Here is a 24,740-nt window from a genome sequence, read left to right as displayed (position 1 = left end):
TATCGGAAGATTAACTTTATTTAAGAAAAATTGATTCTAAAATGAGTAAAAACTGTAGAAAATGCCGGTTTCAAATGAAAATACACCGAATTCCATCGTTCTATGGAAGTAGTTGACATCAACACTCCATCTTAAATCAGGAATAAATAGCTGACCATGAACCCCTCCTCCAATATATACACTCAGAGAGCTTCCTGTGATTGAGCTAGAATTAAGAGCGGCAGAAGAGTTTGTCGTATACTCTACATCAACACTATGACTTACGAGTCCAAAGTTAAAATGAGAGAATTGATTTAAATCATATCTTAGACCAAGATTTAATACTTGATTTGAAATTTCAATATTGTAGGTTCCACTTGCCGTTGAGTGAATATTTTCAAAGGCAAAAGATCTATAAGAAAGTTCAACAGCAAGTTTTGTAAAGTGAACTCCCATAGTCAGAACGGGAGAGGAACCATCCCCACCATTCCAAAAATCGCTTTCAGCAGTCACCACTCCATAACTATAACCAAGACCTCCATAAACACTTGCGGCTCCAATATTTATGGAAAATAACATTAAGAATATTGAGTAAATTAAACACGCTTTCTTCATAGGCTTAGGGCTGTAATCTCTCTACTTTCCAATTTCTATTTATATCTCTTTTAAACAAAATCCTATCATTTAATCGATGCTCCCCATAGATGAAAAATTCTATCTCCTGGGCATCTATCAAATACCCTCCCCAATTTGTAGGATAAGGAATTTCCTTTCCTTCAAACTCTAGAGAAGTGTCTGCGTGAATTTGCAATAAATCCTCTCGACTTGAAATACTTTCACTTTGATTAGAAATATAGGAAGCGATTTGGCTATCTCTTGCTCTGCTATTAAAATAGCCCCTCGACTGCTCCATCGTCATTTTAGACACAGAACCAGTTATTCGAACTTGCCTTCCAAAGTTTCTCCAGAAAAAGGCCATGGACGCTTTAGGGTTCTCATCCAACTGTTTAGCTTTCTTACTATTATAATTCGTATAAAAACTAAACTTATCTTCAATTATCCCCTTATAGAGAAGATAACGAACAGAAACATTTCCCAAATTATCCGCAGTGGCCAGAGAAAAAGCGTCAGGATAAGAATCTAGCTCTTTCGCTTTAGTAAACCAGTCGCTAAAAGTTTCTATTGGATTTTCTGATATATCAAATTTCTTTAAGTTTTCCATGGCTAAAATATGCCATTTTTAAATCTCTTGGACAAATAAAAAAGGCCCTATAGGGCCTTTCGATTATTCATTTAAAAGAAGGGACTCTTCTTCAGGAGTTAAGTCTTGATCAGTAGCGATCCTCAAGTCCCAAGAGCGATCATTAATTGCCCCGTGAGCAAATCTAAGTTCATCATAGATTTTAGAGAACTTCTGATCTCCAAATTTCAGCGTAACTTCTTCAGTGCTTAGAGCATGTAACTTTAAAGTGATAAATAGATTATCTTTTAGTGTTTCTTTAGGAAGTAAACTTACAAGAAACCCTACACCTACTTTTTCAAAGAGATTATTTTCTCGTAGAGAAAGTAGTTTTCTAACTCTCTCCTTTGCGCCGAGTTCTATATTAGTCATAGCTGAGTGAAGAGCTTTAGAAACTTTCTTTAAAGACATTCTCTCAGTTACTCCAAGAATTGTAACAGTTCTCCAAATTCTCCTCCATACTCCGTGGACAGGCCCAGCAGTAAGTAGTTTTCTTTCTTTATAAAAATCAACTAATTTGTCATAAAGTTCTTGTTCAGTAATATTTTTTAGGGACTCAAAAGCTTGTGCTTTAAAAATAACTTGAAAGAAACCTCTCGCAGACCTATGGGCCTGTGTTTCATCAAACTCGGCCCAATCAATAGATTCGTAAATATCTCCAGGAATATTATCTCTAATCAATTGCTTTAATTTTACCTGTTCTGATTGCCTAAAGTATTTATCTTTTAAATCATAAGTAAAACCATAATCAGAATAAGTACTTCCCAGATCTTCTTTCTTCTTAACTGGCACTAAACCAAAGTAAGAGATTCTTGTGTTTTCTTTGTATTTAAATGGACTGATTCCAATTTTCTGACTCTTTGACTTTGTATGTATTGGATAGAAGAAGTAATGCTTTTCACCATTAGTAGCGTCGTAAGAAACAAGGTTTTCTGTGTAAGAAACATCTCTATCAAAACTTGCTAATAATAAACCTAATTTAAGTCTATTATTATTATAATCATAGTTATTAGCACCTTTAAAAACTCTCTCAACTCTCTTCTCTTTTAAATCTACATCTTCCTTTGAAATATTATCGGCCATTTCATAACTTGATAGTAAACGAATATCGAGCTCTCTCTCATTTGCAAACTCTCTAAAAATTTCAAGATCTTTAAATTTATAAGTGGATGAAAGAATACTATTGTAAGCTTCCCTCGCCTTTTCATCATCTAAATCAAAAATATAATCAATAAGAAATTGAGAACCTTTTCCTTTTCCCATTCCAATTTCAAGTGCATCTAATTCAAAGATTTTCTTTATTTGCTTATCAAGAATTGAAATACCAAAGAACTCTAACTCTGCACCAATAGAAGTATTTGCCCCAATACCATTAGACTTCTGGGCAATAAGCTTAACTCTTACTTTATTGTCTTTCATTCTAAAGACGTGAATAAGAAATTTCCCCTTTAGCATATAGAAGAGGTTTGCATCGGCCTCTATTCCATCAACTCTATCTAAAAAACCTGTTGAAGCTCCAAATGCGACAGTCATATCCGAAGGGATACTTACAAAATCTCCAGGAGAGAGATACTTTAGCGCTCTCTCAGCATTTATTGGAAGCCTATTCAATAAATAAGGTAATGCCTTAGAGGCTTCCCACTTAGATTCAAATTGTCTAACAAAGTAAATACTAGCGTCTCTATCAATATTTAAATAAATTGGGGAATCAATGACATCCTTAAGAATGTCTCCCGCTCTAATATCTGTCTTCATTTCCCAACGATCAACTCTCGTATGGTAATTTGCAATATAAGAAGGCTCTACTTCATATCTATAACGAGAAGAAATCCCGAGTCCCTCAAAGAGATCAATATCAAAGAGCTCTAAGCGAAATGAGATATCGAGATCTGCAACTTCCTCTCTTACTCTTTCTTGAATATGTGAGGGCTTTAATACATCACCTAGCCCAGCAAAAGCTGTGCTATGAACTACAGATGAGATTAATAGCGGAAGTATCCACTTTTTCATATTGACTCCATTTTAAGATCGTTCTTTTAGACTATATAATAATTATTTTAAAAAGAAGCGATCATTGGAGATTTTACAGACCCTGTCAACTATCTAAACTACTAAAATAACAGACACTAGGCAGCGTAAATAATACATATCTTGTTGCTCCAAAGTTATCTCACTGCTATATAGAACTATGAAGAAAATTTTACTCCTCCTCTCCCTCATGATCACACAGGCGTCCTTTGCAAAAATTGTAAGGCTAGAAGTGAGAAAAGAGTCCAGAACACTTGAGCTTATTGACCATCGAAATGATGTCGTTAAGACCTATGACATAATGCTTGGAAAAAATCCACTCGGACCTAAAGAAATGCGCGGAGATAATAAAACTCCCGAAGGAAAGTACCGAATTGACTGGAGAAACCCTAAGAGTTCATACTACTTAAGCTTACACATCTCTTATCCTAATCAAAGTGATTTAAGAAATGCGAAGGAGCTCGGAGTTGACCCCGGCGACAATATCTTTATTCATGGCCTACCAAATAAAATACAAAGACTAACGGGAACAGAAAGAAGAATCGCTGAATCAATACTTTTGAGTATGGACTGGACCAATGGATGTATTGCCGTTTCAAACAGTGATATGAAAGAAATTTGGGACCTCGTTCCCAATGGTGTGGAGCTAGAAATTCTCCCGTGAAGACTCTCCTCTTAATCATATTCATTCTATCTTGTGGTAAGCCTTTCGCTCAGGTATGGGACTCCAATACGAAATGGAGCGAAGAAACGTCACAAGACTTTTCTAGTTGGATCTCTTCCGATGCCTATTCCACTGCTATTTTTCAAAGTCCTTCTTCACCATGGTACGGTATAAGAACTGATTGCGCTGACGCCATTATTGCGGCTCAAGTAATCTATGCCTTTGAAACAAAAACCGAGTTCACTTTAAAGTTAGACTCTAGCAATAGAAATAATCTAACAAATAAAACAACGCAATTTGACTCTATCTCTGATCCTATTCAAAGAGTGAAAGCCTTTATTCACCTTATTGGAGACACTATTGGAACCGAAGGACTTGCGAGGTTTAACTCCTACCCAATAAACCCTGGTCAATTAAGGCCGGGTGATTTCTACGTGGCAAGATGGGAAACCAATGGCGAATTCGTAAGACACGCTTCCATGATTAAAGAAATTCTCCCTACAGGACATCTCGTTCTTTATAGCTCCACAACACCAGTAAAAGTGAGAGAGCTTGAAACTAGAGAAGGTATGCCTCTTCATATACTTAGTGGCCAACCTTGGGGATTCAAGAGAGTTCAACCCTTTTTGGGAAAATCTTCCGAACTTGAGGACTATTCCCTCTCTCAATATGAATTATTAGATACCGCTGGAAGTGATTACTTCTTCCCAAGGGTTCTCGACCTTCTAAAGGTAAGAGAAGACACTTTAGAAGAAAATCTCCTTCGAAGAGTTAAGAACCTATGCTCACAACTCAAGCTTAGAAAGAAAGAAGTTTACGCGACCCAGAATTATTTAGCATCAATCAACAACCGCTGTATGAACTATTCAGAATATGATGAACACTCGACTCCCTCTCGAGACAAATCCCTACTAAATGGAATAAAAAGACTTCTCTATGGCTGGAAGAAAATCAGACAATCAGAGTCTTCCGGTGAATTAAGCTCAACTCTGAGAAATGGGCTAGACTCCCTACTCAGAAAGAATCAAAGCGAACAAGCTAGGGATGACTTAAAAAACTTATGCCAAATTCAGCTTAACCTTAATAACCAAGAAGTCTCCTACGATCTCAAGAACTTCTTTGACCTAAGTCTTAAGCAGAGAATTTCATCCCATCCAAATGATTCACTGGATATGAGGTGGGGAGCACCGGGTCAAAAGACCTCCTGCAAGAGTTTCTATTAACAATTCTCAATAAAAAACCGAATTCTAAAGAAAAATACTCGATTTTATCAAATTTTATTTGTACGATACCTCTGCATTCCACAGAAGGATTGACAAAATGGAAAATAAAACACAATGCATCAAAAACAAGAAGATTAACACCTTTACTCTCGAAAACTTTGAGAATCTTGGAAGTATCAACAATTGTCACTTAACAAAGTCGACTTTCCAAAATTCCAAAATGGATAGAATAAGAGTGAAGCACTCACATCTTACCAAAGCAAATTTACAGAAATGTAATATCAAGAAAGCATCTTTTCAAAACACGAATTTAGAAAAGTCTTCTTTTGCCTGGTCTAACTTACAATCGAACAACTTTGTTAGTAACAACATTTCTAATGTTAACTTTCAATTCGTTGACCTTTCAAACTCTAAACTTATTAGCTGTAAGGCCCAGAAATCCGATTTCAGATGGTCAAAACTATTAAATAGTACGTTTGTAGATTGTAACTTAAAAGATGCGAATTTCTCTAATACAGATCTTCGAAATGTTACTTTTGAAAAATGTAACTTGAAGGGAGCAAAGTATAATATAAATACATTACTTCCTTTCTCTAGAGAAATAGCGAATAGCCTTGGAATGAATTTCATGGGTGTTAACTAGGAATCCTTTGGAATCTTAATAGTGAACTCAGCGAATTCACCGGCTTCACTTTGAATATCAAGCTCACCTTGATGTACGCCTACAATGATCTCATGACTTAAGGAGAGACCTAGCCCTGTTCCCTCTCCTGTTGGTTTTGTTGTAAAAAATGGATCAAAGATATCCTTCAGCTTATCCTTCTCTATACCCACACCATTATCACGAATCTTTATGACGACATGATTATTTTCTTCTAAAGAAGTAATCCCCATAATTGGCTCGAAGCTCTCCTTCATTTCCTCTTTTTTTAAATTCATCGAGTAGAATGAATTTGTAAACATATTCAAGAGAACGCGTCCGAACTCTCCTTTAGCAACAGTAACTCTTGGAAGATCATCAGATAAATTTAATTCTATTTTTGCATTAAAGCCGTGATACTTTGCCTTAATTGCATGAAAGGCAAAGTTAACATTCTCCTCAATTAGAACATTCAAATTTTCTGCCGATCTTTCAGATTCTTTTGATCTCGAATGATCAAGCATAGAGCGAATAATCACTTCCGCTCTCTTACCGTGCATGTGAATAATATCACTGAAACTTTTTAGCTCGTCTAAGGACTCTTTAATTTCTATAATATTTGGTGAATCAGAATTTAAATCACTCACCAAGTCTGTACACATTTCCTTACCAGCTTCTGCAAAATTTATAATAAAGTTAAGAGGATTATTAAGCTCGTGAGCAATTCCCGATGTTAAACTCCCAAGAGAGGCTAGTTTCTCCTGAGCAATTAAGCGAGTTTGCATAGTCTTAAGCTCGCTAATATTTTCATTGAGCTCAGAATTCTTTTGCTCTACTTCCGCTGTTCTCTTTTCCACTAAAACTTCTAGTTGTTGCTGATACTTTTTCAATTCTTTCTCGGCAACATGCTTCTGTGTAATATCTGAACCAAAACCAATAATTTCAATAATCTCTCCCTCAACATTACGTCTTAAGAGAGTCGACCAATTAATTACAATTTCAGTTCCACGCTTAGAAAGTAGAGGCAAAATAAAATCCTTAACTTCTGTAAATCGACTCTCATCTAAAAACTCTTTTACCAACCTTTCATTTCCAGAAACACCTAGAGTTTTAAAGAAGTCTCTTCCAATAATTTCATTTCTCTTTACGCCAGTGATATTTAAACCTACTGGATTTAAAAAATTAACAACACCTTTCGGAGAAAGACCACAAATAATATAGGGACTACCATTGATTAGCCCATTAGAATAATCTCTTTCTTCAATGATATTTTTCTCACTTCGCTTCATCTTATCAACTGATAACTTCAAGTGAACACGCATTTGATTCATAGATTTTGCAAGCTCATCAATCTCATCGAGCTTACTACCCTCTCGATCTATTATAATAGGGGAATCAAGATTTTTAATTCTTAATTGCTTCGCAAATGAAACGAGAGTCATAATCTTCTTTGAAACAAGAACATGAATAATATAGAGAATACAAAATGAAACAATAAACGTTTTAACGGTTTGAGTAATTAGAATGATGAGAATCTTATCGAAAAGTCTTGAGAATAATCCATCCAGAGTTGCTTGCACCTGCAGAGTACCAATATTAATGACATTATCACCATTTCGATATTCAAGTTGATACTCTTGTTCAATTGTATTCTTTTTCTGATATTCCCCGACTTCAGAATACACTTTGAAGCCATTATTTCTCTTCTCCGAAATTTTAATATATTGTATATCTTTTAGCTTCTTAATCCCTACAACTTGAATAGAGATTTGTTCATCATCTAAATTCCATAAACTATTTGAAATTGATTGAACATAACTATCCTTTATCTGGCCAAGAGTTGCATTGATAACTTTTATACCTGACTTATAATCAGTATAAAGCTGAACCCCCGTTCCTAAGAACGTGAAGAAAGTTGAGCATATTAAGATCCACTTCAAAAGCTCGAAGGATAAGTGGGACTTTGGTTTTTCATTCATTGAATAACTATTCGGATTCTTTACTGAAGATTGAAGAAATAAATGATATTTTTTGGTTCTTTAGATAAAATTAATATGCATGTCCGACAAAAAGAGTCCAAATTACTTTTTAGCGAGAATCCAAACTCCCATCAAAATAAACGCACTCCCCGATGCATACTTCATTTTAATAGGATCAATATACTTCCCAAGTAAGCTTCCAAAGACCACCCCTAATGTTCCGGCCAAAGATAGAGCTAAAATAGTAGCAAATAAAACCGAGTAAGTGGATTTAGTTTCTGACGCTGCAGCAAGGGCAGCAAATTGAGTTTTATCACCAATTTCTGCAATAAAAATAGTTATAAATGTGGCGCTAAACACTGACCAGTCCATTAGCCTCTCCTTTCTTTAAAATATTTCTTATGAATTGATGTTAGTATAAATATCGTGAAGACTCCAATAAAAGAGCTCATCCCTAGTAATCCACCAAAACCAGTAAAGTAACGACTTAAAGTAGATAAGGCAAATAGATAAATTGATGTGGCCAACACAAGCTCAAATCTATTTATTCTATTGGAGCTACACATTCCAACAAAAGTTGCTCCGAATAAAACCTCTATATCTAAAGTTGAAAACTGTAGCCCTAGAAAGTAAATAAAAATCCCTAGGATAGACGATGCCCTAATTGCCCCTATCTTCTCAATTTTTGACAGCTCATAAGTGGCGATCGAGGCGACTACAGCAAAGATCATTTAAAGACTCCTCTAAATAATAAGAGAGAGAGTAAGCTTGAAAAGGCCACTGCACCAAGTTTCCCCCCAAGTCCAATAAGTTTCTTTCTTAAAAAGAAGAGAATTAATCCTCCCGCAAAACTAATAACGAGAAGCTCTGTCCAATCATAGAAGAGATTTGGATCACTCATACCAGCAAAGCTTCCACAGAAAATTGCCGCTTGAGCTTCTTTATTCTTAAAGAAAGCCAGAGACCCAACAAGACCTACGAGCGAAGAACTGAGAACCATATTGAGATCAAAATAGATAAAGAGAAAATTACAAAGCGTGCACCCCAGGAGAAATGAAAGAGAGTAGCCGAGAATATAGTGAAGTAGATTTGATTTAAACATAGTTTTTGATTTAAAAGTGGCGGGGCGTGAGGGATTCGAACCCCCGACCAAGAGGTTCGAAGCCTCCTACTCTATCCAGCTGAGCTAACGCCCCTTGCAACTTTTATGTATTTGATACTTTCTTACTACCTTGTTTTTCCATTACTAGAATAGCAATAAAGCATACTACTATTAAAGCAAGGGCAAGTGCAGTTTGTGAATTAAATTCTGAAGGAAAAATATTTGCTTCTCTTAAGATACGAACCTTTCCTCTAACTATCTTTGTTTCTAGAACTTCTTTCCAAGGCCAAACTTTCTTCATTGACCCGATTAAAATACCAGTTAATACCGCCATCGTTTGAGTGCGATAATTCTTCATAAAGTAATTAAGTATTTTTGAAAAGCCAAGAAGTCCGGAAATTGTTCCACACAGAAATACTCCAAGCGTAATCATATTCTCAACAAGAAAGGGATTCTTCACAGCTCCTGTTATATACTCGTACTTCCCAAGAATTAAGAGAAGAAAAGATCCGCTCAGTCCCGGAAGAATCATAGCCGTAATTCCAATTACCCCACAGAGGTAAATGAACCACCAATCAAATGGAGTCGTCACAGGAATTAAACTCACCATAATCCAAGCGACAACTGCCCCAATAAAAATGAAGCCTATATTAGCAGGCTTTGTTGGTCCATCAATATCTTTCCAGATAACAATAATAGAAGCTGCAATTAGCCCAAAGAATGCTGCCCAAGTTGGAACAGGTTGCTCATTAATTAGATAGTGCATTAATCTTGCCAGCGAAAGAATGGCAAAAATCATCCCAAAGGCAAGTGGTATGAGAAATCTTAAATGAACTGAAGACAAGGCTTCTTTCCATCTAAGAGTAATAAGATTTACAAAGAAGTCCTTTTTAATAGAAGCAACGGCCTCCAAAAGAGGCTCATAGATTCCAGTGATAAAAGCGACTGTTCCCCCTGATACCCCAGGAATAAGATCAGCAGTTCCCATGCAAAATCCCTTTGCACTAAGTTTTATGTACTCAGCTCTAGTTCTAGGGCCAGGAGAATTATTCCAGGCTTCTTTCCAAGAGTTCATTAATCATTTCCCTTTAAGGCCTCTTCTTCTGCTCTTTGCTTTTCTAGCTCTTCTTTACCGTACTTAGTTTGCTCCCATTCAAGCTTGAACTTACACTTCGCACACTCAAGATGCTTTCCATCTCTCTTAGTTTCTTTAAATCCCATAATTCCATATCCACATGAAGGACAATCTTGGACGTATGGTTTTGTCCATGAAGCATTTTCACAGTTTGGATAATTTGAGCATCCATAGAAAATCTTCCCGTAACGGCTTTTCTTTTCTGCAAATTTACCGACGTTACACTCTGGGCATTTAATATCTAAAGTATATGGAAGCGTTGTATCGCACTGAGGATAATCCTCGCATCGAACAAATCTTCCGTACTTACCTTTTTTAACCTCAAGCCTCTTCTGGCAAGTTGGGCAATTATCATGAAACCAATTTTTTGGTAGAATTTCATAACTTCCATCAAGGTGCTTTTTAAAATCTTGAGTTGAATTACAGTCGGGGTAATTTGAACAAGCAAAGAATTGCCCATTTCTTCCCCATTTAATATGGTACTCACCATCATCACACTTTACGCAATTAATTCCCGTTGGTATTAGCTGTTTTTTGAGGTTTTTCATTTCCTCTTTTGCTTTTTCAAGTGTGACTTCAAAGTCTTTCCAGAATTCTTTTAAAACTTTCTTATACTTAATTGTTCCGTCTTCAATCTGATCAAGTAACTCTTCTACTCCTGCAGTAAATTTAATATTCATTACATTTGGAAAACTTTCAACAAGCATTCTGCAGACGACAATTCCAAGCTCAGTTGGAAGAAATCTATTTTCTGTTTTCTCAACATATCCTCTATCTTGAATATTAGAAATGATGGCCGCATATGTAGATGGTCTACCAATCCCAAACTCTTCTAAAGATTTAACCAGCGACGCTTCATTGTATCTTGGCGGCGGAGATGTCCAATGCTCTTGATCTGTCGGCCCTTCAATTGGCTTAAAAGATTCCCCTTCAGAAATTTCAGGAAGGATACCACTTTTAACTTCCCCTGATTCATTTTCATTATCATCATCATCGTCCCCACCTTTTCTAGATCTCTTTTCCGCTGCTGCTTCTAAGTAGACTGTTCTAAAACCTGGAAACTTTATAATAGAACCATTTGCTTTGAAGAAATGTCCTTCTCTCTCCATCATAACTGTAGTTTGATCAATAACTGCCTGACTCATTTGAGAAGAAATAAATTTATTCCAAATGAGTTCATAGAGTTTTTGTTGATCAGGTTCAAGATCTCCGCGAACAGAGTCAGGAGTGAAAGCTAAATTGGTTGGACGGATGGCCTCGTGGGCATCTTGAACCTTAGAGCTTCCTTTTTTCTTATATTCAATTGGGTCTATAGATAAGTAATCCTTTCCATACTTATCAGTGATGAATTCTCTTAAAGAAGACATTGCTTCAGGAGCAGTTCTCACAGAGTCAGTTCTCATATAAGTAATAAGACCTTGCATTCCATGCTCGGTAAGCTGAATACCTTCATAGAGCTTCTGCGCAGTCATCATTGTTCTCTTTGCAGTATAGCCCAATTTATTCGCAGCCTCCTGTTGAAGCTTTGATGTTGTAAAAGGAGGTGTTGGGTTTTGCTTTCTTTCTTTCTTCTTAACATCGACAACTTTAAGGTCTTTACCTTGTACGTCTTTAAGAATTTTATCAACAAAGTCTTTATCAGTTAAATCAGTCTTCTTACTATCAGATTCTCCGTAATATTTTACTTCAAACTTCTGCGCATCTTTTTCACAAACACCGTGAATAGAAAACCATTGTTCAGGAATAAACGCATTTACCTCATCTTCTCTTTCTACGATGATTCTAAGAGCAACGGACTGTACACGTCCCGCAGATATTCCTCTTTGAACTTTATCCCAAAGGATTGGAGAAATTTTATATCCCACTAGACGATCAAGAATTCTTCTCGTCTGCTGTGATTCATACATAGACTTATTAAGTTCAGTTGGGTTTTCAATGGCATTATTTACAGCAGACTTAGTTACCGCGTTAAAAACAACTCGGTACATCTTCTTTTTTCCGCCAATTTCTTCTGCTAAATGGTGAGCGATCGCCTCTCCTTCGCGGTCCATATCGGGAGCGAGGTAGATAGCACTTGCATCTTTGGCCAATTCTTGAATTCTTTCGATCTTATCTTTCTTACCCGTAATTGGAACAAGATCAATTTGAAAATTATCTTTTATATCAACACCAAGTTTAGACTTTGGTAAATCTTTAATATGCCCGTTAGACGCTACGACTTGGTAACCTCTTCCAAGGTACTTCTTAATCGTTTTTGCCTTTGAAGGTGATTCCACAATAACGAGACTATAGTCGCCAAGATCTCTCTTGCCAGTTTTCTTCTTTGAGGTTTTCTTTTTAGAAGTTACTTTCTTCGCCGTTTTCTTAGCTGCTTTCTTGGCAACCTTTTTCTTAGCAGTCTTCTTCTTAGAAGTAGCTTTTTTTGCGGCGGTCTTTTTTGCTGTCTTCTTAGAAGATTTTTTCTCTTCTACAGCTTCTGAGCTGGCCATATAAATATCCTTATTAAAATGAAAGGGCGAAGCAAGCTTCACCCTATTTGACTATTAGCATAATTTTATTACTTATAGAGATCTCTATAATGTGTCAGTATTTAACAACTCGTCAATCTCTTCCAGATCAAATTCTGTAAGACCGTATGGGTTTTCTTTAGAATTTATATCTTCATCCATATACTTGAGTCCTGCCTCATTTTCAATATCATTTAATGACTCGAATGCGTCAGGATCTTTCTTCGCTTGGTTACCTTCGACAATGTCTAAGTTTTGCTGCTCCAAAAATTTATCCTCATCAACTCTTGCCTCGTTGAGAGCTGTTTCGGCCTCAACTATCTCAGACTCAAGTCTTTCAAGCTCTAAGAGATCTTTCTCATGATCTTTAATGATAGACTTCTCTCTCTCTTGTCTCTCAAGTTCTTCAAGCTCATCGTCAGTTAGTTGTACTCTGTCTGCTGCTTTGAGTAAATCTTCCGAGATATCATCTAAGTTCAACTCAACATCAAGTTCATCCAATGCATTTTGCTCTGTGACACTAACCTCGGCCAGCTCCGCTCCCTTTTTAAGCATTGAAGCTCTTGCTGCCTGCTCTTCTGTTTTTGATAGAGCAAGAGTGGCTACAGGAATATCAACCTTACTATTTGTAATTAGAACCGTTGAAAAATTATCAGTTAAAGTTATGACAACAGCCTCGCCAATTTTATATGTTGGATCTGGTGTAATCTTCTTTTCTGTTCCGTAATCCTTAAATGAATAAAGCTCAAAAACATTTCCAAGCTCAACTCCATCAGCACGCCCTCTATCAAGATAGACAACATCCCCAAAAGAGATCCCATTAATTGTGTCTTTAAATGTATCGATAATTGCGCCTTCAATATTTCTCTTATTAAAGGTCTTTGTGATTCTATTAATTTTAGGAGTATAGACAGTTAGTCTATCTTTTCTAGAAACAAGTCCAGATAAATCAAATACTTCACACTCCCACACATGATTTATTTTTCTAATGGCCCTTAGTTGCCCCGAAATATAGTACTTATAACCCTCTCTATCAGAGATAGGATGCTTACTCTTCCCTGCTGCAGAATAAACTGAAAACTTATCGCCTGGTTTAACCTTTACTGAATTATCGAACTTTACATAAACCTTATCAAATTTCTGAATAAAAATAGATTCTTTTTGGGTTGCCTCAATTTCACCGAGGTCCTGAACAACATTTGTAGTGATAAATGTATTTAGGTAGAACCCTTCTTTTATATCAAAATTAATAATTGAGCTTCTATCAAAGCCTGAACTGTCATACTCATCACCTGGCTCCTGAATCACAATATCTGGAACTGGTGGGTCGTACTTCTTGTATTCGTTTCGAAGCTGTAAATTTCCTATCTCAAATAAATCTTCATAAGTTTCAACTGAAGCGTATTGAAAATAAGCTCCACTTTCAATTAACTTATTTCTTTCTTTTATCCAATTCGGTTCAACATTTTCTCCGAAAGAAGAAAAGTCTAACTTCTTAGACTTAATCCCTTCATTGCCACCTTTTCTCGATGGATTCAATGCTTCATCAAATGCGCTAACTTCTATAGATGGCATTTCATCAGAACTACCTGTATCAAAGGCCAAGACCATGCCAGGCTCAATCTCGTGGGGATTTGTAATATGAGGATTTAGAGACCAGATTTTAGAGTAGTAAAATCCCGAGCCAAAAAGCTTTTGAGAAATTTTCCAAAGCCAATCCCCTTCTTGAACTACATACTTATCAAGCTTTGATCCAGTAGATATTTCATTCCATTCTTTAGCTGGAATTTTTGTTTCGACATACTTAGATAACTCTAAGAGCTTATGCTCTTCTGCACCAACATCGAAGATTTCAGGCTTGTCACCACTACCTCCAACTTTCTGCTCGCTCTCATTCGTTACAGTAACATTTTCTTTAACAATAACTTCAGGGTCTTCATCTAACGAAAAGAATTCTTCTTTTTTAGAAGAGTCTTTTTCCTCTTTCGCAAAAATATCTTCGCCAGCATCTTCTTTCAAAGATTCGAGGTCATCTATTTCTTCTATATCAGAAAGATCAATTGTTCTCGGGGCAGTGCTAGTCTCATCTTTTAATACTGAGATGTCAGCATCATCCATAAGATCAAGACCATCAAGATCTTGTCCAAAGGTTCCCTGACTAATCAGTATCCATAATAATAAATTTATTAATTTATTTCTTTTCATTAAGCCTGCTCAAAGAAATCGTGAAGAATAGAATAATATTTCTGTTTCTTCTTAGATAATTTTAACTTCTCACTACAAACAATCAACCTACCTAGAACTTTTAAAACAACTCCAGAAAACGCCTCTCTATGAATAATTTCCTCGAAGACTTGCATAGCAAGATCATACTCACCTTGAATGAAAAGTAATTCACCAATTTCGTACTTAGCTCTCACCTTAACTTGCCTAACGTTACTCTTTTCCAATTCTTTTAAAATCGTTAGGGATTGATCAAATTTATTTTGCGCTGTTAAAGCTTGAGCACGCTCAAGCTTAATAATTTGAGATTCAATTTCTGATGCAGGAACATTTACAGCGGCCACAACAGTACGCTTATCAATTGAATTCAATTTCTTCGGTACCATCTCTCCACCAAAGACATCAACAGTCTCAACTAGATCGCTATTTTCTTTAGCCTGGTTCAATTGATTCACAATATCCTCAGGGGCCATCTTCCCCTCTTCAGCTTGTGCTGGCATATTGTCTTTAGTTTTAGCTAGTAGTTCATTATACTTTCTTTGAAGCTGCTCATACTGCTCTTTAGGTACTGACTGAAGCTTTGCACTCCTCTGCTCGGCTTCGTTTGACTCTGTTTCGTCACCAAATAGACTTCTCTTGCTACTTATCCAAGAACATGAGGACACTGAAATCATGAGTGATAAACATAGAATATTTCGAAGAGTTAGCACACAAAAACGCCCTAACAAGAATTTTTCAGAAATACTTTTCACTTTTCGTCCTCCATGACATATAAGCTCTTAATAATATAGTAATGGAAAATGAAATCGGTGGCAACGCAATGACCTACAAAGATGCAAATAACCAAGTGATTCACTTAATAATCCGAGTCCCAAAGGCTGACGCAGCATTTACTTATTTTCAATTAGAAGCAAATGAGGGACTATCATTTTACTCAACTTTAGAAGAATCTTTAAAAGAAAGTTATAGAGACATAACAATAAAGGCACATACAGGACTTGAGCAAGAATTAAGACAAGTTCTGAACACATTGCACAAAACAGTCCCGTTCGAAATTCTAGAAGACGTGACTAAAGAGGACAGCTTATGAAAAAAATATTATCCTTGATATTTATTGCGGCATTTATTTCCGGGTGCGCCAGCACAACAAAGGGAATTGCCCCTGAATTAGAAATTATTCTTACTAAAAATGGTAAAAATATTGGTGGAACAGTAGTCTACAATCCTTATGGCATTGATCAGCTGACAAAAATGAGAAGAAATAAGGCCATTTCAAGAATGAGAGCTGTTTGCCACCCTGTTCCATTTAAAATCGTAAAAGAAGAAACCCTTCCTCCTGAAGAAAGAAAATCAAAGTACGGTGGAAATATGAAAGTTTTAATGGGATCTAAGATAAGATTTATTGATTTTGAATGTTTTTACCCATACTAAATTCATCTTTTTATATTAGTCTTGTGAAATGAAAATTTTTATTACACTTATTCTTCTGCTTCTTAATTTTTCAGTACTTTCTTTAGAAGCAAATTTGGCAGTTGAAGATAGCTGGCCACCCTATTCTGATAAATTAGGAAAAGGAATAGCCACTAATATTGTTGGTGCAGCTTTTAATGAAGTCTCTATCCCAGTAAAAATAACAGTCTTCCCGTATATTAGAGCGCTAAGAACTGTTAGCAATGGAGAATTAGATGGCTGCTACAGTGTTACCAAACAAGAATCAACTCAGAAGCAATATCACTTTGGGAATGAACCTATCTTAAAATCTCAAGCATCCTTCTTTCATCATGCTGACTATGATTTTAAATTTAAAAATATTTCAGAAATTCCAAATGGAACATCACTAGTGCTTATTAGGGGATATGAATACGGTAATAACTTTGAAAAGTATAAAAAGAATTTCAAAATTTTCTACGTCAACACACAAGAACAAATCATTAGTATGATCGTTACGAAGAGAGTTTCGCTGACAATTATGTTTGATGAAGTTGCAAAGTATTATTTAAGAAAAAATCCGCGGGCAAATGAAGTGAAAAAAGCGATACCAAATCATATGAGCGATATCTATGTCGCCTTCAATCTCCAAAGTCCCAAATCTAAATTACTTGCCTCCAAGCTAGACGAAGGAATTAGAAAGTTAAAAGCCTCTGGAAAATATGAAATGCTATTACGCTTCTAAGCTATCCCCAGTCTGAACATTCCATAAACCTTTATAAATGCCATCTAAACCAAGTAATTCCTCATGTGTGCCATTTTCTTTTACGCGCCCTTGTTCTAAAACATAAATCTGGTGAGCGTGTCGAATAGTTGAAAGCCTGTGAGCAATGACTATTGTCGTTTTTTCATTAGTTATTCTATCTAAAGATCTTTGAATCGCTGCTTCTGTTTCATTATCAACAGCAGAAGTTGCTTCATCAAATATAAAAATGGGAGAATCTTTCATTATAGCTCTAGCAATTGAAATCCTCTGCCTCTGCCCACCAGATAACTTCTGCCCTCTCTCCCCAACAATTGTTTCATATCCGTTTGGGAGTGCCATGATAAAATCATGGGCCTCGGCCATCTTCGCAGCCTCAATAATTAAATCAATTTTAGCATTAGTTATACCATAAGCGATATTTTCTCTAACAGTTCCATGGAAGAGATAATTGTCTTGTCCAACGTATGAGATACTCTTTCTAAGGTCTTCTTGAGAAATGTCTGTGACCTTATTTTGACCAAGTGAAATATATCCCTTTGTACAATCATAGAATCTAAGAAGAAGTTTTACCAAGGTACTTTTACCTGACCCAGTTGAGCCAACAATTGCAATTGTTTCCCCAGCTCCTACTTTGATATCAATATTCTTTAAAACTTCATAACCTTCTTCATAAGCAAAAGTTATATCGCTAAAATGAACTTCTCCACTTAGATCAGCCTTTGAAATTTCCCCATCTCTAATACCAAGAGGAGTTTGCATTAAATCAAATATTCTATTAGCAGAAGCCATCGCTCGCTGAAAGAGATCGTATGTCTGTCCAAGAGATGTTAAAGGCCAAAGAAGTCTCTGAGTCAAAAAGATTAGAACACTGTAAGAGCCTATTTCAAGGACACCACTTTGAACCTTATGAGCCCCTACAATCATAGTCATTAAAAAACCGCAAAGGATAACCATTCTAATCAAAGGAGAAAAGAGAGAGCTAATTTTTATGGCCGAAAAATTTGCTTCAGCGTAATTAGAACTCTGCTCTTTTATTCTGGATATTTCAAACTTCTCCGCGCAATAACTCTTGATGGTTGCAATACCTGAGAGATTATTATTAAGAATACTATTTAGAAGACCTGCATTATCTCTAACGTTTTTATACCTTCTCTCAATTTTCTTTTGAAAGAAGTAAGAACCAAAGAGAACGATTGGAACAGGAAGAAAAGAAAGTGCTGCAATAAGTGGAGAAAAGTAAAAGAAAATAATTCCAATGCTTATTACAGTTGTTCCGACTTGGATAAGTGAGTTTGCTCCATCATCTAAAAAACGTTCAAGTTGATTGACGTCATCATTCATAATAGAAATAAGGTTTCCCGTACTCTTATTTTCAAAGTAACTAAGTTCTAATTTTTGAACATGAGTATAAGTATCAAGTCTAAGATCATTTTGAACATTTTGAGCAAGCCCTCTCCATTTTACCTTTAGTAGATATTCAAAGAAAGATTCCAAGACCCAAACGGCAATAGTTAGAACAGCGATGGCATAAATTTGCTCCATCATTGTTTTAAATCCAAAGCTCGCAACAAAAGATTCCTGCTTCTTTACAACAACATCAACAGTCATACCAATGAGAAGAGGTGGAGCAATATCAAAGACTTTATTTAAGATTGAGTAAATAGAAGCGAGCCAGACATCTCTGTGTCTAGTTCGCATATAGGCAAGTAATCTTTTAAGGGGTGTTGTTTCTTCTTTCAATTTAATACTTCAAGTTTACAATTAATGGAAAGTGATCTGAATATCCCGCTCTGCTATTTGACGTTGAATTGTGTTCAGCTCTAAAGGGAGTTCCTTTAACTGTTGAACCGTAGAGATATTTCCCCTTGCTTCTATACTCGTATGTCTTAGTAATAAAAGATGGTGAATAGATTCTATAAGACGGTACATCAATTTCAAGCCCTGACTTGTTCAGAAGATTTTTAGAGAAAAATATTCTGTCGAGAAGATTCCATGTCATTTCTCTTCCGTAGAAGTATGTTCCTGGAGCCATTTGATTTTTGATATTCCAACTTATCGACTTATCGTCACTAAATGTTGTGTGTAGATCTGCGTAAAGCTCTCCCTTATAAAGAACCGTTTTAAAAGGATGAGGAAAATTCTTATCGATTGTATTAAAATCCCCTACTGCCATTATATTTTGATTCTTATTCTTTTTTAGGATAGCTTGCGTTCTCTTTCGAAGCGTATTAGCCGCAATAATTCTCGTTTCTGTTGGGTTAGAAAGAGATGGCCAGTGATTTACGAATACCGTTAGCTTTTCTTTCTTACCAATTAGAAATTCAACTTCGAGAATATTTCGACTTGGTCTCTCTTTAAAAAACTCTCCCTTTAAAACAAGCTCTTTCTTAGAAAGAAACTTTACTTCATCAGACTCTTTCCAAAGAATAGCAAGATCAATCCCTCTCTTATCTGGAGAATCTGAAACAACAAACTTCTTGTAACCAAGAAATTTTGCTAATTGAGCAACGACGTTCTCATTTTCAATTTCAACGAGAGCTAAAATATCAGGAAGCTTATCATCCCTTCTAATAACTTTTGTGATATTTTCTATTTTTACTTCTAAGTTGTCCTTGGCCCAATCTGTCTCAAGACATTCTTTCTTTCTATAGCTTGACTTAACTTTATTGCAGGCCTCTTTCTTTCCTTTTACTTTCTCTGGTAGGAAAGTCCAATCATTCTTACCCTCATCGTGAACTATATCGAAGAGGTTCTCAACATTGTAAGACATAAGCTCAATAGATTTCCCAAGACATGGAAGACTTGCAAATATAACTAACGAAATTAAGAGTGATTTCAAAGTAATTCTCCTGAAAGGTTGGTTTCCCCTTTCTAGCAAAGTCCTCACTGTTTTTCTAGAATTCTTATGTCAAAGTTTGATTAATTATGAAATTTATTTAGAAGAGAGATGAAAGAAACCATCTCTCTTTTCGGATACTTAAAGATTAACGTTAAGCCATTCAATTAGATCATCATGATGCGTCTTAGTTTTGAACTTATCCATAATATGAAGTAGCTTTCCGTCTTTTCCGATTATAAAAGTCGTTCTAACAACGCCCATATACTCTTTTCCCATAAACTTTTTTAAGGCCCAACAACCATACTTCTCAGTAATTTTATGTTCAGGATCTGAAAGTAAATCAAAATTTAGCTCATCTCTTTCAATGAATTTTACAAGCCTCTTTTCTTCATCAGGAGAAACCCCTAGCACAACAGTATTTAACTTCTTAAGAATAGCTTTACTATCTCTGATCCCCTGAGCTTGAACAGTGCAACCAGGTGTCATTGCCTTTGGGTAGAAATAGAGAACAACATTCTTCTTACCCTTAAAGTCCTTAAGAGAGACTTTTTCACCATTTTGATTAACCATTGTAAATGCTGGTGCTAAATTACCTACTTTTGGAAGTGACATGCTTTCTCCTTACCATTTATTTCTCAATTCTCTTAATCTTAGAAAAATTTCTTTTTCTGACTCTACATTACCACTTAGTCGACTGACAATTTCTTCATTATTTAATCTAAAGAAAGTATTAAACTCTCTCTCATCTGCCACTTTAAAATTCATTTTTGTTGAATCAGCGCTCTTTACTTTCTCAAGCCAAGTGCAGGCGCATTTATTACTGGGTTCTCTATCCAGAGTAAATTCTAAATTATTCTGAATGTAATCGTGCCCAGGATAGAGAATGACATGGTCTTCCAATGAATGAAACTGCTCACTAATAGTCTTATAAAGAACTGCCGGGTCCCCACCGTTATGACAATTTCCAACTCCTGCATTAAAGAGCGTATCTCCCGTAAAAATGGCCACTACTTTTTTCTGGTAAATATACTTTAGACACAAGTGCGCAAAAGTATGCCCAGGAGTATCCATAACCTCTAGCTCTCCATCTCTTACAGCGACGCAGTCTCCTAAGGATAAATACTCATCAACATGAGGGATTTTCCCTTTGGCATTTATATGTGCCAAAACCCTAGCTCCAGTCTTCTCTACGATACCTGCATTTCCGCAATAGTGATCAAGATGTTCATGGGTATTAATGATCATTTCTATTTTTAAATTTAGGGAAGAAGCAAAGTCGAGCATTTGATTTGCGTCAAACGGATCGACACACACCGCATTTCCATTTTCTCTTTCAATTAAATAAGAAAAGTTTCTAAGTGGACTAAAAGTATAGATTTGATGAACAAGCACTTTGACACCTATTTTTAATTACGAGTAAAATCTCTATGTTATTTCATTAACTCAAATCACTGAGGACAATTATGCAAGCAGCTGAAGCCGTAACTAAGGCCTTCTTATTCTTTCTTTTTTCAAAATCTCTCATTGAGTCGTATCTCGATAATAGAAATAGAAAGCACATCTTGGCCAATAGAAATTCTGTACCTGAGAAATTTAGTGGTCAGATCACTTTGGAAGATCATCAAAAAGCTGCAGATTATTCAATTGCAAAAATCAAAGTTTCTAAAGTTTTTAATTTCGTTGAGCTTGTTATTCTCCTGATTTGGACACTTGGTGGTGGAATCGAGGCGCTAGATAAATTTGCAAAAAGCTTTGGTCTCTCGGAGTTAACAACCGGCGTTTTCTTCTTTGCCATCTATATGCTAATTAGCCTTCTTCTGGGACTGCCACAATCAATCTATTCTACTTTTGTTTTAGAGGAGAAATTTGGTTTTAATAAGACGACTCCTAAAACATTTATCATTGATATGCTCAAAGGAATTGCCCTAGGTGCAGTTATTGGCTTTCCAATTATCTACGCTATTCTTTGGATCATGAATGCCCTCGGAACTTATTGGTGGACTTATGCGTGGGTTTTTCTCACTCTTACTCAATTCGTAATTATTTGGGCGTATCCAAGATTCATCGCACCTCTCTTTAATAAATTTTCAGAGCTTGAAGAAGGTGAAGTTAAAGATAAGGTTGTTGCTCTTTTAGATAAGACTGGGTTTGAAAGTAACGGTCTCTTTGTTATGGACGCAAGTATTAGAAGTAGTCATGGGAATGCTTACTTCACGGGATTTGGAAAGAACAAGAGAATTGTCTTCTTTGATACTCTTATTAAAAATCTTTCACCTGATGAAGTGACAGCTGTTCTCGCTCACGAACTCGGACATTTTAAAAAGAAACATATCGTGAAAGGTTTAGTTAAATCTGTAATTCTAAGTTTCATTGGTTTTGCAATTCTAGGATTCCTAGCTGACTGGGTTCCTTTCTTTACTGGACATGGAGTGGCCACACCAAGTATTCACGCGGCCCTACTTCTCTTTATGATGGTATCTGGAGTCTATACATTTGGACTGATTCCACTTAATGCCATGACTTCAAGAAAGTATGAATTTGAAGCTGATGAATTTGCAAGCCAATATGCTAATGCCAAAGACCTAATTACCGCACTTGTAAAACTTTACAAGCATAATGCGAGTACACTTACTCCAGACCCAGGATATAGTAAATTCTATCATTCTCATCCTCCTGCACTAGTTCGTGTAAAGCATCTTGAATCACTCATTAAGGCCTAAGTAATCTCTTGGAGTTGGTACAGTTTTGACACCAACTCCACTTTTTCTTCTGACAGTTTCAACCATTTTCTTACATCAAATCTCTAAGTTACCGAAACACCGTGTCAATATATTTTATATAGAAAAAACTTTTTTGACACGTAGAGAAAACAAGTCCATTTTGAACAAGTAAGACTTATTTCTGTGAGAGGGAATTATGAAATTATTAATTATTTGTTCAATTCTTTTTAGTGTGATGACAAGCGTGAGCGCTGCTGGAAAAACTCAAAAGCAGAGACCATTCAACGATGAAGGGCCAAGATGTAAAGAAGGTTGTGGAAAACCTGACAGACTAAAGGCCGAACCTAGCTATATTATTCTTTCAGCATCTAAAGATCCTAAGCCTCCATTTAACGATGAAGGACCAGGTGGGTCTAAAGGGTAAGACTAGATATTAATAGCTACTCCTTCAATTGCGAGTAGCTTTTCTTTTAATCTCAATCCACCTGCATAACCACCTAAACCACCATCTGATTTAATGACTCTGTGACAAGGAATAATAATTGGAATCCTATTCTTATTATTAGCTCCCCCTACTGCTCTTTGACCACCTTCTAGATTAATCGCTTTAGCAATCTCTCCGTAGGACTTAACTTCACCGTACTTAATTTTCTGTAACTGCTTCCAAACAGACTTTTGAAATTCAGTCCCTTCAAGATCAAGCTTAATTGAAAATTTCTTCAACTTTCCATCTGCATAATCATTTAGCTCTTTAGTAACAGTCTTTATAAATTTTTGATCCGCAGATGATGATTCAACTTTGCGAGGAATTGTAAACGAGAGTAAACTTAATCCTTTACTAGAATACTGAATATAGAATTTACCCAACTTAGTACTTAGGATTGCGTCCATGAAAGTTATCTCCGTTATTGATTGTGCTACCGAAACACTAACAAATAATTGCTACAATCGACTAGTGGATTCTTTCCTTATACCTATGAAATTCCACTGCCCTTCAATGTTTGGAATGGATAGCTTAACTTGCGACACCTCAAGTGCATATATAATCCTTGGAAGTTATTCTAATGTTGAAGACAGACTTTCTTGGCAGAAAGAGCTCGCTGAATTTACTCATAGAAAACTTAATGAAGGAATCCCCGTCCTAGGTATCTGCTTCGGTCATCAACTCATGGCCGATTACTACGGTGCAAAGGTCACTAAGAATAGTGGAGAGCTTCCCCATAATGGTGTGAGAAAAATTAAAATAGAAAATGAGGGGGAGGCGACTTTCTTTGTGGCACACAATTTTCAAGTCACAGATCTTCCACTATACCTAGAAAGACTTGCTACATCCAAAGAATGCCAAAATGAAATCATCGCTCATACAGAGCTTCCCTTTATAGGTGTTCAAGGACATCCCGAAGCTTCGAAGTTCTTTGTATCTAGTACTTTAAAAGATACTCTTATTTCAAAAGACCAACAGGAGCTCGCTTTTAAGAATGGATTAAACTTTATTAGAAACTTTCTTCTTAAATACGAGCTACTTTAAAGGAAAAGTTAGACAGTAGTCTTTCATCTTCTCTTCGATTTCTTTTGAAAAAGCTGCTTGAAGATTAGAGTCGATATCAAGTTCAGCAATGCAGTCCCCGTAGGAATTTTGAAGAGGTATAATTAACTCTGACTTTGTTTTTAAACTACAAGCAATATGTCTTTCATCACTATGAACATCCTCAATATTTACAACTCGCTCCTCTCTTAGAGCGAGCCCACAAAGACCTTCAGAAATAGGAATCTTCACATGTTCTGTAGACTCTCCGATATAAGGGCCAAGAAGTAAGTCCTCAGACTTTTTCTCAATCAAGTACTCTGTTTTATAGTAAATCCCTATCCAGTCGGCAATTTTTGGAATCATATTCTTTGCTTCAAGAATCCACTTATAAACCTCAACATTATAAGTTAATTCCCTAGAGTCAGTCCCTCCTCTTAAAATAGGAGACAAACTCTGTGTAAGCTCACTAAGGATTAGACTTTGCCTCTCAGTCAGTTCATGCTTTAAAGGTATTTTTACTTGCAGTGCACCTATAACTTTTCCAAAAGACTCTATTGGAAGCATGAGCTCTCTTTTCTTTTCAACCTTTTCTTTTTTAAAATTTAAAACACCAAGAGAATTATTCGTTGATGATAATAATTCTAAAGACTCGGCTCCCTGAATATAAAGAGCTAGTGCATAGTCACAATCAAGAACATTGAGTAAGAAGAGATTTTTTATTTCTACATTTATATCCACA

General features: G+C 36.1%; 26 protein-coding genes and 1 tRNA gene. 9 read left to right on the top strand and 18 right to left on the bottom strand.

Translation table 11 applies throughout. The features are described 5' to 3' along the window. Positions 1–36: 36 nt before the first annotated feature. From CES88_RS07985 to CES88_RS07975, 3 genes are all read right to left on the bottom strand, one after another. On the bottom strand, positions 37–558 hold the full coding sequence (locus CES88_RS07985) for a hypothetical protein (protein ID WP_290733177.1): 522 nt from the start codon (positions 556–558) through the stop codon (positions 37–39). Between the two features lie 40 nt (positions 559–598). Next, a complete protein-coding gene (gene pdxH, locus CES88_RS07980) occupies positions 599–1,201 on the bottom strand; it encodes a pyridoxamine 5'-phosphate oxidase (RefSeq protein ID WP_290733175.1) in 603 nt (200 codons plus the stop codon). A gap of 63 nt (positions 1,202–1,264) precedes the next feature. Next, a complete protein-coding gene (locus CES88_RS07975; RefSeq protein WP_290733174.1) occupies positions 1,265–3,229 on the bottom strand; it encodes a hypothetical protein in 1,965 nt (654 codons plus the stop codon). Between the two features lie 178 nt (positions 3,230–3,407). Between CES88_RS07975 and CES88_RS07970 the strand changes: the two genes are divergently transcribed. The 3 genes from CES88_RS07970 (at position 3,408) to CES88_RS07960 (ending at position 5,777) form a co-directional block, all read left to right on the top strand. After that, positions 3,408–3,911 carry a L,D-transpeptidase family protein gene (locus CES88_RS07970; protein WP_290733173.1) on the top strand — a complete coding sequence of 168 codons (504 nt, stop codon included), beginning with the start codon at positions 3,408–3,410 and terminating at the stop codon, positions 3,909–3,911. Continuing rightward, on the top strand, positions 3,908–5,134 hold the full coding sequence (locus CES88_RS07965; protein WP_290733172.1) for a hypothetical protein: 1,227 nt from the start codon (positions 3,908–3,910) through the stop codon (positions 5,132–5,134). The genes CES88_RS07970 and CES88_RS07965 overlap by 4 nt, the downstream gene beginning before the upstream one ends. Before the next feature lie 97 nt (positions 5,135–5,231). Continuing rightward, positions 5,232–5,777: a pentapeptide repeat-containing protein gene (locus CES88_RS07960; RefSeq protein ID WP_290733171.1), complete on the top strand. Its 546-nt coding sequence runs from the start codon at positions 5,232–5,234 to the stop codon at positions 5,775–5,777. Here CES88_RS07960 and CES88_RS07955 read toward each other — a convergent pair. From CES88_RS07955 to CES88_RS07915, 9 genes are all read right to left on the bottom strand, one after another. After that, positions 5,774–7,753, bottom strand: a complete 1,980-nt coding sequence (locus tag CES88_RS07955; protein ID WP_290733170.1) for an ATP-binding protein — start codon at positions 7,751–7,753, stop codon at positions 5,774–5,776. The two genes, CES88_RS07960 and CES88_RS07955, sit on opposite strands and share 4 nt — an antisense overlap. 102 nt (positions 7,754–7,855) lie before the next feature. After that, positions 7,856–8,125, bottom strand: a complete 270-nt coding sequence (locus CES88_RS07950) for a TMEM165/GDT1 family protein (RefSeq protein ID WP_290733168.1) — start codon at positions 8,123–8,125, stop codon at positions 7,856–7,858. Further along, a complete protein-coding gene (locus CES88_RS07945) occupies positions 8,125–8,484 on the bottom strand; it encodes a hypothetical protein (RefSeq protein WP_290733167.1) in 360 nt (119 codons plus the stop codon). The genes CES88_RS07950 and CES88_RS07945 overlap by 1 nt, the downstream gene beginning before the upstream one ends. Then, positions 8,481–8,855 carry a hypothetical protein gene (locus CES88_RS07940; protein WP_290733166.1) on the bottom strand — a complete coding sequence of 125 codons (375 nt, stop codon included), beginning with the start codon at positions 8,853–8,855 and terminating at the stop codon, positions 8,481–8,483. Before CES88_RS07940 ends, CES88_RS07945 begins: the two co-directional genes overlap by 4 nt. A 17-nt stretch (positions 8,856–8,872) precedes the next feature. Continuing rightward, positions 8,873–8,949, bottom strand: a tRNA-Arg gene (locus tag CES88_RS07935). 9 nt (positions 8,950–8,958) lie between these two features. After that, complete coding sequence (locus CES88_RS07930; RefSeq protein ID WP_290733165.1) at positions 8,959–9,930, bottom strand: DUF368 domain-containing protein; 972 nt, start codon at positions 9,928–9,930, stop codon at positions 8,959–8,961. Continuing rightward, complete coding sequence (topA, locus tag CES88_RS07925) at positions 9,930–12,479, bottom strand: type I DNA topoisomerase (RefSeq protein WP_290733164.1); 2,550 nt, start codon at positions 12,477–12,479, stop codon at positions 9,930–9,932. The genes CES88_RS07930 and topA overlap by 1 nt, the downstream gene beginning before the upstream one ends. A gap of 84 nt (positions 12,480–12,563) precedes the next feature. Continuing rightward, the gene (locus CES88_RS07920; RefSeq protein WP_290733162.1) at positions 12,564–14,702 is read right to left on the bottom strand and encodes a LysM peptidoglycan-binding domain-containing protein; all 2,139 of its coding nucleotides are present in this window, start codon (positions 14,700–14,702) and stop codon (positions 12,564–12,566) included. After that, positions 14,702–15,472 (bottom strand): tetratricopeptide repeat protein, encoded by a 771-nt coding sequence (locus CES88_RS07915; protein ID WP_290733160.1) that lies wholly within the window; start codon positions 15,470–15,472, stop codon positions 14,702–14,704. Before CES88_RS07915 ends, CES88_RS07920 begins: the two co-directional genes overlap by 1 nt. A gap of 41 nt (positions 15,473–15,513) precedes the next feature. Between CES88_RS07915 and CES88_RS07910 the strand changes: the two genes are divergently transcribed. From CES88_RS07910 to CES88_RS07900, 3 genes are read left to right on the top strand one after another with little or no spacing between them, the layout of a single operon-like run. Continuing rightward, positions 15,514–15,810 (top strand): hypothetical protein, encoded by a 297-nt coding sequence (locus CES88_RS07910; RefSeq protein ID WP_290733158.1) that lies wholly within the window; start codon positions 15,514–15,516, stop codon positions 15,808–15,810. Next, positions 15,807–16,151, top strand: a complete 345-nt coding sequence (locus CES88_RS07905; protein ID WP_290733157.1) for a hypothetical protein — start codon at positions 15,807–15,809, stop codon at positions 16,149–16,151. The genes CES88_RS07910 and CES88_RS07905 overlap by 4 nt, the downstream gene beginning before the upstream one ends. 28 nt (positions 16,152–16,179) lie before the next feature. Beyond that, complete coding sequence (locus CES88_RS07900; RefSeq protein ID WP_290733156.1) at positions 16,180–16,893, top strand: transporter substrate-binding domain-containing protein; 714 nt, start codon at positions 16,180–16,182, stop codon at positions 16,891–16,893. On the opposite strand, the gene CES88_RS07895 is transcribed toward CES88_RS07900, so the two are convergent. The 4 genes from CES88_RS07895 to CES88_RS07880 all read right to left on the bottom strand — a co-directional run bounded on the left by CES88_RS07895 (position 16,882) and on the right by CES88_RS07880 (position 21,145). Next, positions 16,882–18,654: an ABC transporter ATP-binding protein gene (locus tag CES88_RS07895; protein ID WP_290733155.1), complete on the bottom strand. Its 1,773-nt coding sequence runs from the start codon at positions 18,652–18,654 to the stop codon at positions 16,882–16,884. The genes CES88_RS07900 and CES88_RS07895 overlap by 12 nt on opposite strands. Before the next feature lies 1 nt (position 18,655). Continuing rightward, positions 18,656–19,753 carry a hypothetical protein gene (locus tag CES88_RS07890; protein ID WP_290733153.1) on the bottom strand — a complete coding sequence of 366 codons (1,098 nt, stop codon included), beginning with the start codon at positions 19,751–19,753 and terminating at the stop codon, positions 18,656–18,658. 138 nt (positions 19,754–19,891) lie between these two features. After that, complete coding sequence (gene bcp / locus CES88_RS07885; RefSeq protein WP_290733152.1) at positions 19,892–20,365, bottom strand: thioredoxin-dependent thiol peroxidase; 474 nt, start codon at positions 20,363–20,365, stop codon at positions 19,892–19,894. A 9-nt stretch (positions 20,366–20,374) separates the two neighbouring features. Further along, positions 20,375–21,145, bottom strand: a complete 771-nt coding sequence (locus CES88_RS07880) for a hydroxyacylglutathione hydrolase (RefSeq protein ID WP_290733150.1) — start codon at positions 21,143–21,145, stop codon at positions 20,375–20,377. Between the two features lie 71 nt (positions 21,146–21,216). Here CES88_RS07880 and CES88_RS07875 point away from each other — a divergent pair, with 71 nt between their 5' ends. Beyond that, the gene (locus CES88_RS07875; protein WP_290733148.1) at positions 21,217–22,473 is read left to right on the top strand and encodes a M48 family metallopeptidase; all 1,257 of its coding nucleotides are present in this window, start codon (positions 21,217–21,219) and stop codon (positions 22,471–22,473) included. A 196-nt stretch (positions 22,474–22,669) separates the two neighbouring features. Then, a complete protein-coding gene (locus CES88_RS07870) occupies positions 22,670–22,897 on the top strand; it encodes a hypothetical protein (RefSeq protein ID WP_290733146.1) in 228 nt (75 codons plus the stop codon). 2 nt (positions 22,898–22,899) lie between these two features. Here CES88_RS07870 and CES88_RS07865 read toward each other — a convergent pair whose 3' ends face one another. Continuing rightward, positions 22,900–23,364 carry a methylated-DNA--[protein]-cysteine S-methyltransferase gene (locus CES88_RS07865; RefSeq protein WP_290733144.1) on the bottom strand — a complete coding sequence of 155 codons (465 nt, stop codon included), beginning with the start codon at positions 23,362–23,364 and terminating at the stop codon, positions 22,900–22,902. Here CES88_RS07865 and CES88_RS07860 point away from each other — a divergent pair. Then, positions 23,363–24,001, top strand: coding sequence for a hypothetical protein (locus CES88_RS07860; RefSeq protein ID WP_290733142.1), 639 nt, complete (start codon positions 23,363–23,365; stop codon positions 23,999–24,001). The two genes, CES88_RS07865 and CES88_RS07860, sit on opposite strands and share 2 nt — an antisense overlap. Here the strand turns inward: CES88_RS07860 and CES88_RS07855 are convergent. Beyond that, entirely contained in the window at positions 23,993–24,739 is a 747-nt protein-coding gene (locus CES88_RS07855; protein WP_290733140.1) for a GAF domain-containing protein, read from the bottom strand. The two genes, CES88_RS07860 and CES88_RS07855, sit on opposite strands and share 9 nt — an antisense overlap. Position 24,740 lies beyond the last annotated feature (1 nt).

It is taken from the genome of Halobacteriovorax sp. JY17 (assembly GCF_002753895.1).
Taxonomy (GTDB): Bacteria; Bdellovibrionota; Bacteriovoracia; order Bacteriovoracales; family Bacteriovoracaceae; genus Halobacteriovorax.
This window is presented reverse-complemented; position numbering and strand designations above follow the sequence as displayed.